Here is a 14,710-nt window from a genome sequence, read left to right on the forward strand (position 1 = left end):
GGCTTCAATCGCCAAGGCGCGTCAGTCGATGGCCTGACCTACCGGACCGGCTGTCAGATCGGCGCCAAGCTCTGCAACATACCGCTCCAAGTCAGAATCTTGCGCCAAATCGGCCACTTCAAGAGTTTCTGTAAGGTCTGCCGGAAGCAATGCGAGGTTTGACGTGACAGACCCACGCGGGCCTGCCGGGCCATAGTGCTGGCCTGCCACCTTAAAATAGATCGCGCCCGATTCGCCCACGCGCAAAGTGGGCGGCAGTTCGGTCAGCGGCACATCATACGTGTCGCCGCCATTCATAATGCCTTCGAATATCACGGTCCCATCGGCTGCGCGCACACGTACCCAAGCGGCACGCACGGCTACCATCTGGACGCCGCCCGGCGCATCGGCCACAACCTGCGGGCTGATGATCGACGCTATCGCCGCGTCAATTGCGCTCGGTTCGGCGCTTGAGGGTTCGACCGACGCGACCGACACACCCGGCAGCGTGCCGCCGCGCATGGGATCCAGCGTCGAGATAGGCCCATCCCGCGCCACCATAACAGGCACATCTAGCGCCTCTGGGCGGTAAAGCCGGTCCAGATTGTCACCCTCAGGCGCAGTAACGCCTGCGGTCGCGATGACATCCTCGCCCTGCCCCGAGTTTACTGCGGCATTGACTGTGGTGCTGCCCTGCGGCGCACGCGTTCGGACACCGGCAAGCGGGTCCAGATCAGCCAGCACATCGGGTGTATTTTCGACAGCAGACACCTGAACGCGTTGCACCTCGTTCAAAACGCTCCACCCGCCATAACCAATGGCGCTAATCAGCGCGATCAGCACGGCGACCGATCCGACTGCGCCGGGCTCAATGCGTGAAAATATGCTCTCGCTTGCGGGAACAAAGGGCATGCTGGGCGCGGTCAGGCGTGCATCGCCCCGGCCTGTCGCACGCGGGAGCGATGGATCGCTGCGCCGCACCGATGACGCGGCTGCGGACATACCATGCGCTATGGAAAACCCGCTTTCGGTGCAAAAAGTGGCAAAAGCTCGGTCGGGGTCCATGTTCAGATAGCGGGCGTACGATCTTACATAGCCGGGGATGAAACCGGGCGTATCAAAAGCGTCTGGATTACAATTTTCGATCGCCGCAACGTAGCTGGCCTTAATGCGCAGCTCGCGCTCAACATCCAGCAGTGACTTGCCCATAGTGGCCCGTTCACCGCGCATCAGATCACCCAAACGCAGATCAAAAGAGTCAAAGCCGCCCGGCTTCACCTCGTCGACCGCGGTTTTTCGCGTAAACCGGCGCAAAATCATACAAGCTGCCCCTCAATGCTCAGAAGCCTTGGTTCGAACGTCCCGATTCGACCATGCTCTTTGTTTTCAGGCAAGTTAACACACCGCAAGGGCCTTTGCACGTTTTGGTGATCTATGCGCTAAGTTCGGCACGATTTAGCGCACAATGGCTCCATAGCTCATCCATCGCCGCAACGAGGTGATCGATCTCTTTCGGACCGTGAACTGGCGACGGCGTAAAGCGCAAACGCTCTGTTCCGCGCGGCACAGTGGGAAAGTTAATGGGCTGCACGTAGACGCCATAGCGATCCAGCAACATATCGCTGAGTTTTTGGGTATGGACCGGGTCGCCTACTATGACCGGTACGATGTGGCTGCCGTGATCTATCAATGGCAGGCCCAGCCCCTTGAGCCTGAGCTTCAGGATCTTAGCTTGGGTCTGGTGCCGCTCCCGAAGGGCCTGATCGCGCTTAAGAAACGCAACGCTCGCAGCCGCACCCGCAGCAACAGCAGGTGCGAGAGATGTGGTGAAAATAAACCCGGGCGCATAGCTACGCACCGCGTCACACATACGCGCCGACGCGGCGATATAGCCGCCCATGACGCCATATGCCTTGGCCAGTGTTCCGTTGATAATGTCGATCCGGTGCGCCAGTCCGTCCCGCTCGCTTACGCCGCCGCCTCTGGGGCCGTACATGCCGACCGCGTGTACCTCGTCGATATAGGTCAGCGCGCCAAATTCATCGGCTAAGTTGCACAGCGCCTCGATTGGGCCAAAATCGCCATCCATGGAATAAACGCTCTCGAACGCGATTAGCTTGGGCGCAGCCGGATCGTCGGCGGCCAGCAATTCGCGCAGGTGATCGACGTCGTTGTGGCGAAATATCCGCTTGGCCCCACCATTCCGGCGCACGCCCTCAATCATAGAGGCGTGATTCAGGGCATCTGAATAGATGATAAGACCCGGAAACAGCTTGGGCAGGGTCGATAGCGTGGCGTCATTAGCGATATAGGCGCTGGTAAACAGCAACGCCTCCTCCTTGCCATGCAAGTCGGCCAACTCGGCCTCAAGCCGCTTGTGATAAACTGTAGTGCCAGAAATATTCCGCGTGCCGCCCGAGCCGGCGCCGGTGGCGTCGATCGCCTCGTGCATCGCCGCCAGAACATCAGGGTGCTGGCCCATGCCCAGATAATCATTGCCGCACCAGACGGTTATAGGCCGCTCTTCGCCGTCCGGGCGCATCCATGTGGCGTGCGGAAATTGGCCCCGGCGACGTTCAATATCGATAAAGGTGCGATAGCGGCCCTCGCTGTGCAGACGCCCCAGCGCCTCATCCAGCTTTGCCGTGTAATCAATGGGCTGATGCAAGTGGCATCCTTTCCTTGGTCGCGTCCGGCGAACTGGTGCCGGACAAGACGCAGAGCGCGCCTTTCCTCGGTATATACGGGTGATATAGACCCGCGGTTTTTCTTGCAACAGGGTACAAAATGCCGCGCCGAACAAGTTTGATCCATATCAAAGAAGCGGCCCTTTACCCGTCCGCATAGCTGGACAGTGCCGCGCGGGCTGCTAGGCTCGCTCCAAAATCTTCCAAGCGAGGCCCTGTCCCATGTCCACCAGCGCAAATCTGAATGACGTTTTGACCCGCATCGACACGCAGATGCCTGACGCGGTCCAGCGCTTACTAAAGTTTCTGGCCATCCCGTCGATTTCCACCGACCCCGCCTATGCAGATGCATGCCAAGACGCTGCCGACTGGTTGGTCGCAGATCTGCAAAGCATTGGGATAAATGCAGAAAAACGCGCAACGCCCAAGCACCCAATGGTAATAGGCCATGCCGGGCAGGACGCAGCCGAAGGCGCGCCGCATCTGCTTTTCTACGGGCATTACGACGTGCAACCGGTCGATCCACTGCCTCTCTGGACGCGCGATCCGTTTGATCCCGCGGTTGAGGAGACGCCCAAAGGCGAGGTCATTCGAGGTCGCGGCACCAGCGATGACAAAGGCCAGTTGATGACCTTCGTCGAGGCCTGCCGCGCGTGGCGCGAGGTGCATGGCATGCTGCCCTGCCGCATCACATTCTTTTTCGAGGGGGAGGAAGAATCAGGCTCGCCGTCCCTCGTTCCGTTCATGCAGGATAATGCGGAAGAGTTGCGCGCGGATATCGCGCTGATCTGCGACACAGCGCTGTTCCAGTCTAAGACCCCTGCAATTGTCACCATGTTGCGCGGTATGGTCAGTGACGAAGTGACGATCACCGGGCCGGACAAGGATCTGCATTCCGGCTTCTTCGGCGGAATAGCGGCCAATCCTATCCGGGTGCTTTCATCAGTTTTGGCTGGTCTGCACGACGCTGCCGGGCGTGTCACACTGCCGGGATTTTACGACAACATCCCTGATCTTTCTCCCGAAGTGCGCGCCCAGTGGGAGGGGCTTGGCTTTGACCATGCCCGTTTTCTCGGTGATGTGGGCCTCAGCCAGCCTGCTGGCGAGGACGGACGCACCCCGCTTGAGATGATCTGGTCGCGCCCCACGGCAGAGGTAAACGGCATCTGGGGCGGCTATACTGGCGACGGGTTCAAGACGGTTTTACCTAGCCAAGCATCGGCCAAGATCAGCTTTCGCCTTGTCGAGGGCCAGGACCCGGCAGCAATCCGCGACGCGTTCCGCGCCTATGTAACCGCTGCGTTGCCGGTGGATTGTAGTGCCGAATTCCACGCCCATGGCGCCAGCCGGGCGGGCATCATGGACTTCACTGGCCCCGCGTTTGAGGCGGCGCGCAAGGCGCTATCGGACGAATGGCCGACAGAGGCCGCCTATGTCGGTTGCGGCGGCTCAATCCCGATCGCGGGTCATTTCGGTGAAATTCTGGGTATGACGGCTATGCTAATTGGCTTTGGCAAGGACGACGACGCCATCCATTCTCCAAACGAGAAATACGATATGGAGAGTTTTCACAAAGGCACGCGCAGCTGGGCGCGTATCTTAGACGCTCTGACTCGGCCAAAGGGCTAAAAGGCGAAGCACACTGCTAGCGCGGGTTTTGCGCGCATGCGGCGGCCACCATACCCGTTCTCGCTATTTCTGCGAAACGAGTGCCAGCGATTGCGAGTTAGAGTTATGACGCCGCGGCGTTTCACATTGCGAGATGCCTGTGGTGCACCCAATAGGATTCGAACCTATGACCTCTGCCTTCGGAGGGCAGCGCTCTATCCAGCTGAGCTATGGGTGCCTGAGCGGCGATATACCTGCGCGCCGCGCGGCCCGCAACGGATAAATCCCGCCGCGCGCCCGGCGATCTGCCTTAGGCAAACAGATCGTGGCACAACTCCAGCGCGTCTATCAGCACGTCGACCTCAGCTTCGGTGTTGTATACGGCAAACGACGCGCGGCACGTTGCGGTCACGCCCAGATGCTCCATCAACGGAGCCGCACAATGCTGGCCCGCACGGACAGCGACACCTTTTTTGTCCAGAATGGTCGAGATGTCATGCGGGTGACCTGCACCGTCCATGGTGAAGCTGAAAATCGCAGCTTTATCCGGCATTTGCCCTTGGACCTGAAGCCAATTCAACCCGCCCAGACGCCTAGCCGCGTAATCGCGCAAGCGATCCTCATGGGCGGCGATATTGTGTATTCCCAGCCCCATCATATAGTCCAGCGCGACGCCGAATCCGATGGTTTGGACAATGCCAGGGGTGCCGGCCTCAAACTTCATCGGTGGATCGTTATAGATGACGTTCTCTTTGGTCACTTCGCGGATCATGTCACCGCCACCCATAAAGGGGCGCATCTCCTCCATTCGGTCGCGGCGAACAAAAATAGCGCCCGAGCCGGAGGGCCCGTACAGCTTGTGACCTGTGATCACATAGAAGTCGCACCCGATATCATCCACATCGACAGGCATGTGAACGGCCGCCTGACTGCCATCGACCAGCACCGCAACACCTTTGGCACGGGCGGCAGCACATATCGCTTTTACATCAACCTTGGTTCCTAAGACGTTGGAAAGATGCGTTATCGCAACCAGTTTGGTACGCGGTCCTATGGCATCAATCACCTTCTGCGCATCAAGCGCGCCACTCGCGTCGGTATCAACCCACTTCAAGACTGCACCCTGCCGCTCGCGCAGGAAGTGCCACGGCACGATGTTCGCATGATGCTCCATCACGCTTAGCACGACCTCGTCGCCAGGCTCAAACCGGGGCATGGCCCAGCCGTAAGCGACCATGTTGATCCCCTCGGTAGTGCCCGAGTTCAAAACGATCTGGTCCTCATCGGCCACGTTGAGAAAGCGCGCGACGGTTCCTCGAACGCCCTCATACTTCTCCGTCGCGACATTACTAAGGTAATGCAAGCCCCTGTGAACGTTGGCATATTCATGCGAATAGGCGGTATTGATCGCGTCAATGACCACCTGCGGCTTTTGCGCGGAGGCGCCATTGTCGAGATAGACCAGCGGCTTGCCGTTTACTTCGCGGGCAAGGATTGGAAAATCACCGCGCAGCTTTTCAATATCGAGCATTACGCCCCTCCCATGAACAACGCACCCACCACGCTCAAAAAGATAGATAGCCCGATCAACATCCCCAAGAAGCCAAGAATGATGACGCCCGCAGCCTTGAATGAATTTCCAAACTCATGCGCCCGGTCAACAAACACAACGAGGATCACCAGACCCCACACCGACGCCATTATGACGAAAAACATCCCCGCGAGTGGCAGCGCCAACATCAGTACGAGCAGTACGATCTGGACGATCAGGCGCAATACCTGCAGCCACCCAATCAGCGCGAGTATCTGCGACAACTGCGCCTTGCCACCCATCGCGCGTCCGACCCAAGTCAGGGTCACGACGGTGATCGCGAGCGCGCCCACCAGAAAGAGTGTGAATACCATCGGTGATTGCAGCACCGGTGGAATCATCTGCGCCCGATCGGGATCAGGCGCCGGGCCCATCTGTAGAAACATCGAATAAACAATGCCGTTCAGCACCCCCATCAGCACCAGCGCCATCCAGAGCCAATCGCGCGGCAGGTTCAGCGCTAGAATCCGCTCCGCCGCTGCACGGGGTGCGCGCAGTGTTTGCCAAAACAAATTCTTCGTAAATTCCAAACTCATAAACGGCCCCATTCCGCTTCGCGCAGCCCAAGCGCCCAAAACGCCGCAAACGCCACTACCCAGATCACACCAACCGCCGTCAATCCCGGCCCTGGTCCGATAAATCCGGCAACGAGGCCATGTAAGAGCACCAGCGGGCTGGCCGCAAGCAGCGCCCAAAAGAGGGCCATCCGCGCGCCAAAGCCAGTGCCATGTCCGCCCAAGATGCGCACGATCCAGTGGCTGATCAATGCGATTGCATAAAGAATCAGCGGCGCGATGAATGCCCACGCCAGCAGCGCGCCGCCGAGCAGCGGATTTAACTCTTGTTCGGTCAGGTAGGCCTCGCGCGCCAGCCTCGGCCACTGCGCAATGAACATCACCACGCAGCCTGCCATAAGGATCACCAGAGCGCGATCTTCACGCTGACCCATTGCGAGTAACCGCCGCATTACAGTGCCCGGACCGCGATAGGTGGCCGCAATGTCTCGCGTGACGGACATCAGGCGCGCCGACGCTCCATCCAGCCTTCGAGCAGAGTCTTGATCTCATCCTGCAGGGCCGGATCCTCGATCTCGTCCACAGATTCGGCGAGAAAGGCCAATGTCAGAAGGTCGGTCGCGGCTCCCTTGGGCACGCCGCGCGCGCGCAGGTAATACATCGCATCCTCGTCGATCGCGCCCGAGGTCGAGCCATGCGAGCAGATAACGTCGTCGGCGTAGATTTCCAACTCAGGCTTGGCCAGAAACTGGCTGTCTCCATCAAGCAGTAGCGACTGGCTGATCTGATAGCCATCGGTCTTCTGAGCGCCGGCCTTGACCAAAATCTTGCCCTGAAAAACGCCCGTCGCGCCGTTGCGCAGCACCTTCTTATAGACCTGGCGGCTCTCGCAGCGCAGCCCCTCATGAGTGACAAATACGGTGTCGTCATCATGAAAATTGCCATCGCCCAGCGATGCGCCGGCCACATGCGCGGTCGAATCGTTGCCAACCAGTTCGATGATGCACTCGTTGCGGGTCATCACGCCATTCGCGGTCATCGTGAAGGACTTGAACTGGCTTTCGCTGCCAAGCCGGGCAAAGATATGCGTCGCCGCGCGCCGCTCGTGATCTCGTCCTTGGGTGCGCACGTGATTGAATGACGCGCCATCTGCCACATCAACTTCTAGCACGTTGTTAAAGCGTGCGGCAGCCGGGCCATTCTCCAGCAGCGTCAGCTCAGCGCCCTGATCCATCTTAATCACATGGTGCAAGATCACGTCAGAAGATGTTGATTCGTGGCGATAAATAAAGTTAATGGGCTTCGATGCCTTACCGGTGACATGGATCAGTACCCCGTCCGTCGCAGCCGCACTGTTCAGTGCCGCCAGCGGGCGATCCACGGGCGTCTGCCCGCGCGTCTCAAGCACGCCATAGAGGTCTTTGGCCCAGTGGATATCCTTGGCACCAGCCTCGGCCAGCCGCTCTATTGTCACGCCATTTGCTGCGAGATCATCACTCGCGGCCGCGTCGAATACACCATCGACGAACACGATGCTCAGCCGCTCGACACCACCAAAAATCGGTGCCTCTTCGGCGTGAAATACGGCTGCCTCGGGTGCATCTGTCTGTGTCAGCGTATCCGGGCGTGTGAATTTCCAGTATTCGTCACGCCTCTGCGGCAGACCCATAGCGCGCACGCGCGCCAGTGCATCCTTGCGAGCCGCGGTCAGCCAGACACCACCCTCGGGTATCGTCAGCCCGGCAAGCCGCGCCTCAGTCGCTGATTGTTTGAGGTTCGTCTGCGTCATTACGCCACCTCCGTCAGAATATCGGCATAGCCATTCTGCTCGACTTCCAAGGCCAACTCGGGGCCACCAGTTTTGATAATGCGGCCGTCGGACATGATGTGGACAAAATCAGGTTTAATATGGTCCAGCAGCCGCTGATAGTGCGTGATCACGAGAAAGCCGCGGCCTTCGCTACGCAGCGCGTTGACGCCGTCCGCGACCAGCTTCATTGCGTCCACATCAAGTCCGGAATCCGTCTCATCCAGAATACACATCTTGGGCTCAAGCAATGCCATTTGCAGGATTTCATTGCGCTTTTTCTCGCCCCCGGAAAAACCTACATTGACGGGCCGCTTTAACATATCCGCGTCAATCTTTAGATCTTTTGCCTTTGCGCGGATCAGCTTGAGAAAATCAGCCGCGCTCATTTCTTCTTCGCCGCGTGCCTTGCGCTGTGCATTCAGGGCGGTGCGCATAAACGTCATATTGCCCACGCCGGGGATTTCTACAGGGTACTGGAACGCAAGGAAAAGGCCCGCCGCGGCACGCTCCTCGGGCTCCATCGCGAGGATGTCGACACCCTCCAGCGTCGCAGTCCCTTCCGTCACTTTATATCCGTCACGGCCCGACAGAACATAGCTCAACGTCGATTTTCCCGACCCGTTCGGCCCCATGATCGCATGGACCTTACCGGCCTCGACGGTGAGATCGACACCCTTGAGAATGGTCTTTTCACCGTCTTCAAGGTCGACGTGCAGGTTCTTGATCTCAAGCATTATTTGTCCTTTCAACTTTATCATCTCGCGCCCCCTCAGGGGCGCATCATCATCTTGATTATTGGCAGCAACCGATGCGTCGGCACAGCCATTGGGGCAACCTCGAATTCAGCCATCCGGCCGATAAGGCGAGGCGCGCCCAAAAATTCCTCGATCGCGTGATAGCCCACGCGCCGCCTATAGTCATCCACCAGCAGCGTCACAGGACGCGTCGTCCCAAATGCTGCCGCCATTGCGCAACCGGCACGAAACCGGCCATCGACCAACACCACATCGGGCTGCAAAAAATCCGCGCGCTGCCAGACGGCTAGCGGGTAGTCGGCATAGTGCCGCCAGCCCTCATCATTGATCGGCCTGCCCCAGTCGCCTGTCTCGCCGACATTGGACCAGATAATCTCAACCTGAGTCCCTGTCATGGGCGGGTTCTGGGTAAGCCAGCCTTGCATCATCTGCGCCCATGCTTGGTCGCTTTCAACAGAGAACACGGTTTTTCCCGGCAGCTCCGAAGCAAGCACGGTCGAGCCGCCGCTACCATATTCCAGTATCACCTGGGCGTTGCCATATGCCTCTGCGACGCGCGCCGCTTCCGCATCGGGCATGGTCAAGTCGGGGCGCTGGATCAAGGTATCGGTCATGCCACAGCGCCCGGTGTCAGCAGGTAGTTGCAATTTTTGCGGCTGTGGCGCACGGTTTGCACGACGCCATAGTCATGCTGGGTGCACCAAGCATCAAATGGCGCGGCATTTTCTTCATCCACCTCAATCAGGATCACGGGTCGATGCGACGATATCATTTTATTCAACCCAGAAAGCACCCTCATTTCCATGCCTTCCACGTCGATCTTAATCAGATCCGGTGTCTCATCCCGTAGCAAGTCGTCGCCCGCATGAACCTGCAAGTTACCCTTGCCTGCGAACATCTTGGTCGCGCCCAAGTTGCGGTCATGTCGTTTCATTCCAAAACCATCGCCAGATGCGTCCGACAGGCCCACGCCTAGAAAGCGCATGTCAATTACACTTTCCAATTTGTTAAGCAGTATATTTGCCATCAGCGGCGCGAGTGCCAGTGGGTTAGGCTCCACGACCACGACGCGCGCGGCGCCCATACGGGTGGCAAAGAACATCGCATGATTTCCAACATTCGCACCAATATCAATGATATGGGCGTCATTTTTAATGTGAACCGCAACCATACCAAGTTCCTCAGCCTCAAAGAATTCACCCCGCCGCCAAGCATTCTGGATCGGATCCCGTGCCATATTCAGGCAAAGGTTCAGCCCCATCCCCGGGACATGCAGCACCTCAAAGGGCGGGAACGAGACCGGCAGGCCAGCCGCCAGTGCAGCCCTGGCGGACGAGACATCGAAATACGTCTCGTCCGTCTGCTCGGGCAGAGGCAGGACGATATCGCTCATCGCTTCACCCTGCCCGCGCGTTTGCTATGCGCCATGCCCAGCACTGATCTACCCGACCGAGCCTTCCAGCGAGATCGCGACCAACTGCTGCGCCTCCATGGCAAATTCCATTGGCAACGCCTGCAAAACATCGCGGCAGAAGCCATTTACAACCAGCGCAACTGCTGCCTCCTCGTCCATGCCACGCTGGCGGCAATAGAACATCTGATCGTCATCTACCTTGGACGTTGTCGCCTCATGTTCAACACGGGATGAGTTATTTTTGACCTCAATATAAGGCACAGTGTGTGCCCCGCATTTATCCCCGATCAGCAGGCTGTCGCATTGTGTATAATTACGCGATTCCTTGGCCTTAGGGTGCATACTTACCAACCCGCGATAGGTGTTCTGCGCGCGGCCCGCGCTGATCCCCTTGGACACGATGCGCGACTTAGTGCGCTTGCCCAGATGGATCATCTTGGTGCCGGTATCGGCCTGCTGCATGTTATTGGCGATCGCGATTGAGTAGAATTCGCCCTGGCTGTCATCACCGCGCAGGATGCAACTGGGATACTTCCAGGTAACGGCGGACCCCGTTTCAACTTGCGTCCACATCACCTTGGCCCGGTCGCCCCGGCAATCGGCACGCTTGGTAACAAAGTTATAGATGCCGCCCTTGCCGTTTTCGTCACCGGGATACCAGTTCTGAACCGTGGAGTATTTTACCTCGGCGTCTTCTTCGATGATGATCTCGACGACCGCCGCGTGCAGCTGCGACTCATCACGTTGAGGGGCCGTGCAGCCCTCCAAGTAGCTGATATAGCTACCTTTATCAGCGATTATCAACGTCCGCTCGAACTGGCCGGTATTCTCTGCATTGATGCGGAAATACGTCGATAGCTCCATCGGGCAACGGACGCCGGGCGGCACGTAGACGAACGAGCCGTCACTGAATACAGCCGAGTTTAGCGTTGCATAAAAGTTGTCGTTCACAGGCACGACCGACCCTAGATATTTCTTCACCAACTCCGGGTGCTCGCGAATTGCTTCTGAGATCGAGCAAAAGATAACGCCCGCCTCCAGCAACTCTTTCTGGAACGTCGTGCCAACCGACACGCTGTCGAACACCGCATCGACGGCCACCTTGCGGGCCTCAGCGGGCATTTCGCCAGCGCCCTCGACACCAGCAAGAATTGCTTGCTCTTTCAGCGGGATACCCAGCTTACTGTATGTTGCCAGCAACTTGGGATCGACATCGTCCAGCGATTTTGGTTTGACTAGCATCGACTTGGGCCGGGCATAGTAATACTGGTTTTGAAAATCAATCTCGGGATAGTCGACCATCGCCCAGTCAGGTTCGGTCTTGCCCAGCCATGTCTCGTATGCGGCAAGGCGCCAGTCGGTCATCCATTGCGGTTCTTCGTTCTTCTCGGAAATCAAGCGCACTATATCTGGGGTCAGGCCCTTGGGCGCGTATTCCATTTCGATGTCGGTCGACCAGCCATACTTGTATGCGCCGCCAACTTCGCGGACCGCATCCACGGTTTCCTGATCGACGCCCTCCTTGGCCACATCCTTGTGTACCGGTGCATCATCTAGTGCCGTCATGTCATAGTCTCCCTTGCGTCACGCGCTAACCCGTGCGCGATGTTTGTCCAAATGCCTCAGCCATACTTGAGCGAAGCGTATGATCTCGTCTTCTGTCGTCTGCGGCCCCAGCGACACGCGGATGGCCGATGCTGCGTCCGCTTCACTGTGCCCCATCGCTCGCAGTACTGCGCTGGCGCGAACCTTGCCACTGGAGCAGGCCGACCCCGCCGATATGGCGAACCCCGCAAGGTCCATTGCCATCACCTGCGTCTCGCCCTTCCAGCCTGGCGTAAGGATACAAGAAGTGTTCGGCAGCCGTGCAGAGTCTTTCCCGACAAAAATAGTCTTATTTCCAGCGGCTGCAATGGCCTTTTCTAGAATGTTTCTAAGTTTCTCGACCCGGTCCCAGGTACCGCCTGCCAAATCGTGCCCCGCTGCTTCGGCCGCGGCGCCGAATCCGGCGATGCCGATGATGTTCTCGGTGCCTGATCTGCGGCCCATTTCCTGTCCGCCGCCCTTGATCTGCGCGGCCACGTCGGTGCCGCGCCGCACGACAAGCGCGCCGACGCCCTTCGGGCCGCCAAGTTTGTGCGCCGAGACCAACGCCATCTTTGCGCCGCTTTGATTGAACGAAACGCGCACCTTACCAAACGCTTGCGTCATGTCGCAGGCCGCCACGCCGTCCGGTAGAGCCTGCATTACACCCGTCTCGGAATTGGCCAATTGCACTGCACTGTGCGCGGGATCGACGATCTCAATGGCGCCCGACGGCGATACAGCGAGCGTGCTATCCGTCCACGCAGCCACGGCCTCATGCTCGACCGGGGCAGCGCTTAGACCGCGCCCTGCGCATGCGAGCGCCGCCGCCTCGGTCGCACTGGAGGTAAAAATGACGTCGGCGCCATCCGCGCCCAATGCGGCAGCAACTTGCGCGCGGGCGCGTTCAACCAGCGCTTTGGCCGCGCGGCCCTCGGAATGGACGCTTGACGGATTGCCCAGCACGTCCATCGCTGCAATCATCGCGCTGCGCGCCTCGGCCCGCAAAGGCGTGGTCGCATTATAATCCAGATACACCCGCTCGCTCATGGCGCCTCGCAGTCAGCTTGGAAAAAATACGTCCTGCGCTGGCCGTCTTTCATGCCGCACGCCCGCACATAACTAATCTTGCGGCGCATCAGTCGTCGTCCACTATCGCGAATAGCGACGGCACGGCGGGGCATGGCGCGAGCGTGTTACCGACCACATCGCTCAGCCGGGTTTGGTGCAAATAGACGTAGACCTGCGCGCTGAGCCCCTCCCAAAGGCGGTTGTTCATTGATTGCGCGCGGGTGCCAGAGGCGCCGCCTGATGCGCCCGCGCCTTTGTGCATTGCGTCCACTGTCTCATCGACGGCGGCCAGAATCTCAGACACGCGTATTTCGGAGGTTGGGCGCGCAAGGCGATAGCCGCCTCCGGGGCCGCGCACGGATGCCACCAGATTGGCGCGCCGCAGCTTGACGAATAGTTGCTCCAAATACGGCAACGAAATGCTTTGCCGGCGGGACACCTCGCCCAATGTTACCAGGCTGTCTTCGGGTTGCAGCGCGATATCGGACAGCGCGACCATTGCATAGCGGCCCTTGGTGCTGAGTTTCATTACGCTTCTCCTGCAAGCAGATGCTGCCGAATAGATTGACCTTACGCCTTGGGGCGCTTATCTCGCCCCTAGACGTGACGGCCTGCGCCAGCGCTTGCAGGCCACATCTAAAGTTTAGAATTGTTCTAAGGCGCGCAGGCACCCCCGTCAACGGGCAACGCCGCGGCCAAAGTCCCTGCAGCAAGGAACGCTGAATGCCCGAGGTTATCTTTCCCGGCCCCGAAGGTCGACTTGAAGGTCGATACCACCCGCAAAAGGAAAAGGACGCACCGATTGCAATCGTGTTGCATCCTCATCCGCAATTTGGCGGGACGATGAACAACAAAGTCGTCTATAACCTGCACTACGCTTTTTATAAAATGGGCTTTACCGTGCTGCGCTTCAACTTTCGCGGCGTTGGACGTTCACAGGGCGAATACGATCAAGGCGTGGGCGAGCTAAGCGATGCCGCATCCGCGCTGGATTACCTGCAATCCATGAACGCCAACTCCAAACATTGCTGGGTCGCTGGCTTTTCGTTTGGGGCGTGGATCGGGATGCAGCTTTTGATGCGGCGCCCCGAAATTACCGGATTTATCAGCGTGTCGCCCCCGGCGAACATGTATGATTTCTCGTTCCTGGCGCCCTGCCCGGCGTCGGGGTTGATCATAAACGGACTGGCGGACAGGGTCGCACCGCCCGCCGATACGGTGACACTGGTGAACAAGCTGCACGATCAGCAGGGCATTACCATCCAGCATGACGAAGTTGAGGGTGCCGGCCACTTCTTTGAAGAGCCGCATATGGACACGATGATCGACACCGTCACTGGCTACGTCAAACGCCGCCTGACCGAAGGCACGCGCTAGTCATGCGCGTCGCCGAGGATCTGGCCGATCAGTTGGCCCAGGATGCGCTAAAGGCCGAAGAGATCACCGGCGACGAGCGTCTCGTCGACGATCTGGCCAATATGATGGGTGCAACATCGCAAACTGCCGAGGAGGCGTTTTTGACCGCTGTGCGCGTACGCCGGGCCAATACCAAGGCCCGCAAAATGCTGGCCGAGCGTGTGCGGGCATTCAAGGCGGCGCAAGCGGGCATTAAACAACCTGATTGAGCGCCTAGCGGCGCGCTGGTTTGATTATTGGCGCTTGTTGATGTGGTCGGCACCATCGCGGCTGCGGGTCT

At 58.8% G+C, this 14,710-nt stretch carries 15 protein-coding genes and 1 tRNA gene; 3 read left to right on the plus strand and 13 right to left on the minus strand.

Features of this window, described 5'->3' with window-relative positions; translation table 11 throughout:
* Positions 1–21 precede the first annotated feature (21 nt).
* Together MK6180000_RS07660 and hemA are read right to left on the minus strand one after the other, a co-directional pair.
* Positions 22–1,299 (minus strand): helix-turn-helix domain-containing protein, encoded by a 1,278-nt coding sequence (locus MK6180000_RS07660; protein WP_171054571.1) that lies wholly within the window; start codon positions 1,297–1,299, stop codon positions 22–24.
* Positions 1,300–1,411: 112 nt separating this feature from the next.
* Positions 1,412–2,635 (minus strand): 5-aminolevulinate synthase, encoded by a 1,224-nt coding sequence (hemA, locus tag MK6180000_RS07665; protein WP_138936399.1) that lies wholly within the window; start codon positions 2,633–2,635, stop codon positions 1,412–1,414.
* Between the two features lie 253 nt (positions 2,636–2,888).
* On the opposite strand from hemA, the gene MK6180000_RS07670 reads away from it, so the two are divergent.
* Entirely contained in the window at positions 2,889–4,295 is a 1,407-nt protein-coding gene (locus MK6180000_RS07670) for a M20/M25/M40 family metallo-hydrolase (RefSeq protein ID WP_138934198.1), read from the plus strand.
* Positions 4,296–4,435: 140 nt separating this feature from the next.
* Here MK6180000_RS07670 and MK6180000_RS07675 read toward each other — a convergent pair.
* From MK6180000_RS07675 to iscR, 11 genes are all read right to left on the minus strand, one after another.
* Positions 4,436–4,512: transfer RNA gene (locus MK6180000_RS07675), tRNA-Arg, on the minus strand.
* A 72-nt stretch (positions 4,513–4,584) separates the two neighbouring features.
* Entirely contained in the window at positions 4,585–5,805 is a 1,221-nt protein-coding gene (locus MK6180000_RS07680; protein ID WP_138934199.1) for a cysteine desulfurase, read from the minus strand.
* The gene (locus MK6180000_RS07685; protein WP_246040457.1) at positions 5,805–6,401 is read right to left on the minus strand and encodes a Yip1 family protein; all 597 of its coding nucleotides are present in this window, start codon (positions 6,399–6,401) and stop codon (positions 5,805–5,807) included. The genes MK6180000_RS07680 and MK6180000_RS07685 overlap by 1 nt, the downstream gene beginning before the upstream one ends.
* Entirely contained in the window at positions 6,398–6,883 is a 486-nt protein-coding gene (locus MK6180000_RS07690) for a YIP1 family protein (protein ID WP_138934201.1), read from the minus strand. The genes MK6180000_RS07685 and MK6180000_RS07690 overlap by 4 nt, the downstream gene beginning before the upstream one ends.
* Positions 6,883–8,169, minus strand: a complete 1,287-nt coding sequence (locus MK6180000_RS07695; RefSeq protein ID WP_138934202.1) for a SufB/SufD family protein — start codon at positions 8,167–8,169, stop codon at positions 6,883–6,885. The genes MK6180000_RS07690 and MK6180000_RS07695 overlap by 1 nt, the downstream gene beginning before the upstream one ends.
* Positions 8,169–8,924, minus strand: coding sequence for a Fe-S cluster assembly ATPase SufC (gene sufC / locus MK6180000_RS07700; RefSeq protein ID WP_138934203.1), 756 nt, complete (start codon positions 8,922–8,924; stop codon positions 8,169–8,171). The genes MK6180000_RS07695 and sufC overlap by 1 nt, the downstream gene beginning before the upstream one ends.
* A gap of 35 nt (positions 8,925–8,959) precedes the next feature.
* Positions 8,960–9,559 (minus strand): hypothetical protein, encoded by a 600-nt coding sequence (locus tag MK6180000_RS07705; protein ID WP_138934204.1) that lies wholly within the window; start codon positions 9,557–9,559, stop codon positions 8,960–8,962.
* On the minus strand, positions 9,556–10,338 hold the full coding sequence (locus tag MK6180000_RS07710) for an FkbM family methyltransferase (RefSeq protein WP_246040458.1): 783 nt from the start codon (positions 10,336–10,338) through the stop codon (positions 9,556–9,558). Before MK6180000_RS07710 ends, MK6180000_RS07705 begins: the two co-directional genes overlap by 4 nt.
* Positions 10,339–10,386: 48 nt before the next feature.
* Positions 10,387–11,925 (minus strand): Fe-S cluster assembly protein SufB, encoded by a 1,539-nt coding sequence (gene sufB / locus MK6180000_RS07715; RefSeq protein WP_138934205.1) that lies wholly within the window; start codon positions 11,923–11,925, stop codon positions 10,387–10,389.
* A gap of 18 nt (positions 11,926–11,943) precedes the next feature.
* On the minus strand, positions 11,944–12,993 hold the full coding sequence (locus MK6180000_RS07720) for a cysteine desulfurase family protein (protein WP_138934206.1): 1,050 nt from the start codon (positions 12,991–12,993) through the stop codon (positions 11,944–11,946).
* A gap of 88 nt (positions 12,994–13,081) precedes the next feature.
* Positions 13,082–13,543: a Fe-S cluster assembly transcriptional regulator IscR gene (gene iscR, locus MK6180000_RS07725; RefSeq protein ID WP_138934207.1), complete on the minus strand. Its 462-nt coding sequence runs from the start codon at positions 13,541–13,543 to the stop codon at positions 13,082–13,084.
* Between the two features lie 194 nt (positions 13,544–13,737).
* Between iscR and MK6180000_RS07730 the strand changes: the two genes are divergently transcribed.
* Both MK6180000_RS07730 and MK6180000_RS07735 read left to right on the plus strand, forming a co-directional pair.
* Positions 13,738–14,391: an alpha/beta hydrolase gene (locus MK6180000_RS07730; protein WP_138934208.1), complete on the plus strand. Its 654-nt coding sequence runs from the start codon at positions 13,738–13,740 to the stop codon at positions 14,389–14,391.
* A 2-nt stretch (positions 14,392–14,393) separates the two neighbouring features.
* Entirely contained in the window at positions 14,394–14,639 is a 246-nt protein-coding gene (locus tag MK6180000_RS07735) for a hypothetical protein (RefSeq protein WP_138934209.1), read from the plus strand.
* Positions 14,640–14,710 lie beyond the last annotated feature (71 nt).

The organism is Roseovarius arcticus, from assembly GCF_006125015.1.
In the GTDB taxonomy this organism is placed as follows: Bacteria; Pseudomonadota; Alphaproteobacteria; order Rhodobacterales; family Rhodobacteraceae; genus Roseovarius; species Roseovarius arcticus.

Bases quoted from the DNA above. Each gene is read 5' to 3' on its own strand.
- MK6180000_RS07735 (WP_138934209.1), top strand. From the start codon at position 14,394: ATGCGCGTCGCCGAGGATCTGGCCGATCAGTTGGCCCAGGATGCGCTA.
- sufB (WP_138934205.1), bottom strand. From the start codon at position 11,925: ATGACGGCACTAGATGATGCACCGGTACACAAGGATGTGGCCAAGGAG.
- sufC (WP_138934203.1), bottom strand. From the start codon at position 8,924: ATGCTTGAGATCAAGAACCTGCACGTCGACCTTGAAGACGGTGAAAAG.
- MK6180000_RS07670 (WP_138934198.1), top strand. From the start codon at position 2,889: ATGTCCACCAGCGCAAATCTGAATGACGTTTTGACCCGCATCGACACG.
- MK6180000_RS07730 (WP_138934208.1), top strand. From the start codon at position 13,738: ATGCCCGAGGTTATCTTTCCCGGCCCCGAAGGTCGACTTGAAGGTCGA.
- MK6180000_RS07660 (WP_171054571.1), bottom strand. From the start codon at position 1,299: ATGATTTTGCGCCGGTTTACGCGAAAAACCGCGGTCGACGAGGTGAAG.
- MK6180000_RS07705 (WP_138934204.1), bottom strand. From the start codon at position 9,559: ATGACCGATACCTTGATCCAGCGCCCCGACTTGACCATGCCCGATGCG.
- iscR (WP_138934207.1), bottom strand. From the start codon at position 13,543: ATGAAACTCAGCACCAAGGGCCGCTATGCAATGGTCGCGCTGTCCGAT.
- MK6180000_RS07720 (WP_138934206.1), bottom strand. From the start codon at position 12,993: ATGAGCGAGCGGGTGTATCTGGATTATAATGCGACCACGCCTTTGCGG.
- MK6180000_RS07685 (WP_246040457.1), bottom strand. From the start codon at position 6,401: ATGAGTTTGGAATTTACGAAGAATTTGTTTTGGCAAACACTGCGCGCA.
- MK6180000_RS07680 (WP_138934199.1), bottom strand. From the start codon at position 5,805: ATGCTCGATATTGAAAAGCTGCGCGGTGATTTTCCAATCCTTGCCCGC.
- MK6180000_RS07710 (WP_246040458.1), bottom strand. From the start codon at position 10,338: ATGAGCGATATCGTCCTGCCTCTGCCCGAGCAGACGGACGAGACGTAT.
- MK6180000_RS07690 (WP_138934201.1), bottom strand. From the start codon at position 6,883: ATGTCCGTCACGCGAGACATTGCGGCCACCTATCGCGGTCCGGGCACT.
- MK6180000_RS07695 (WP_138934202.1), bottom strand. From the start codon at position 8,169: ATGACGCAGACGAACCTCAAACAATCAGCGACTGAGGCGCGGCTTGCC.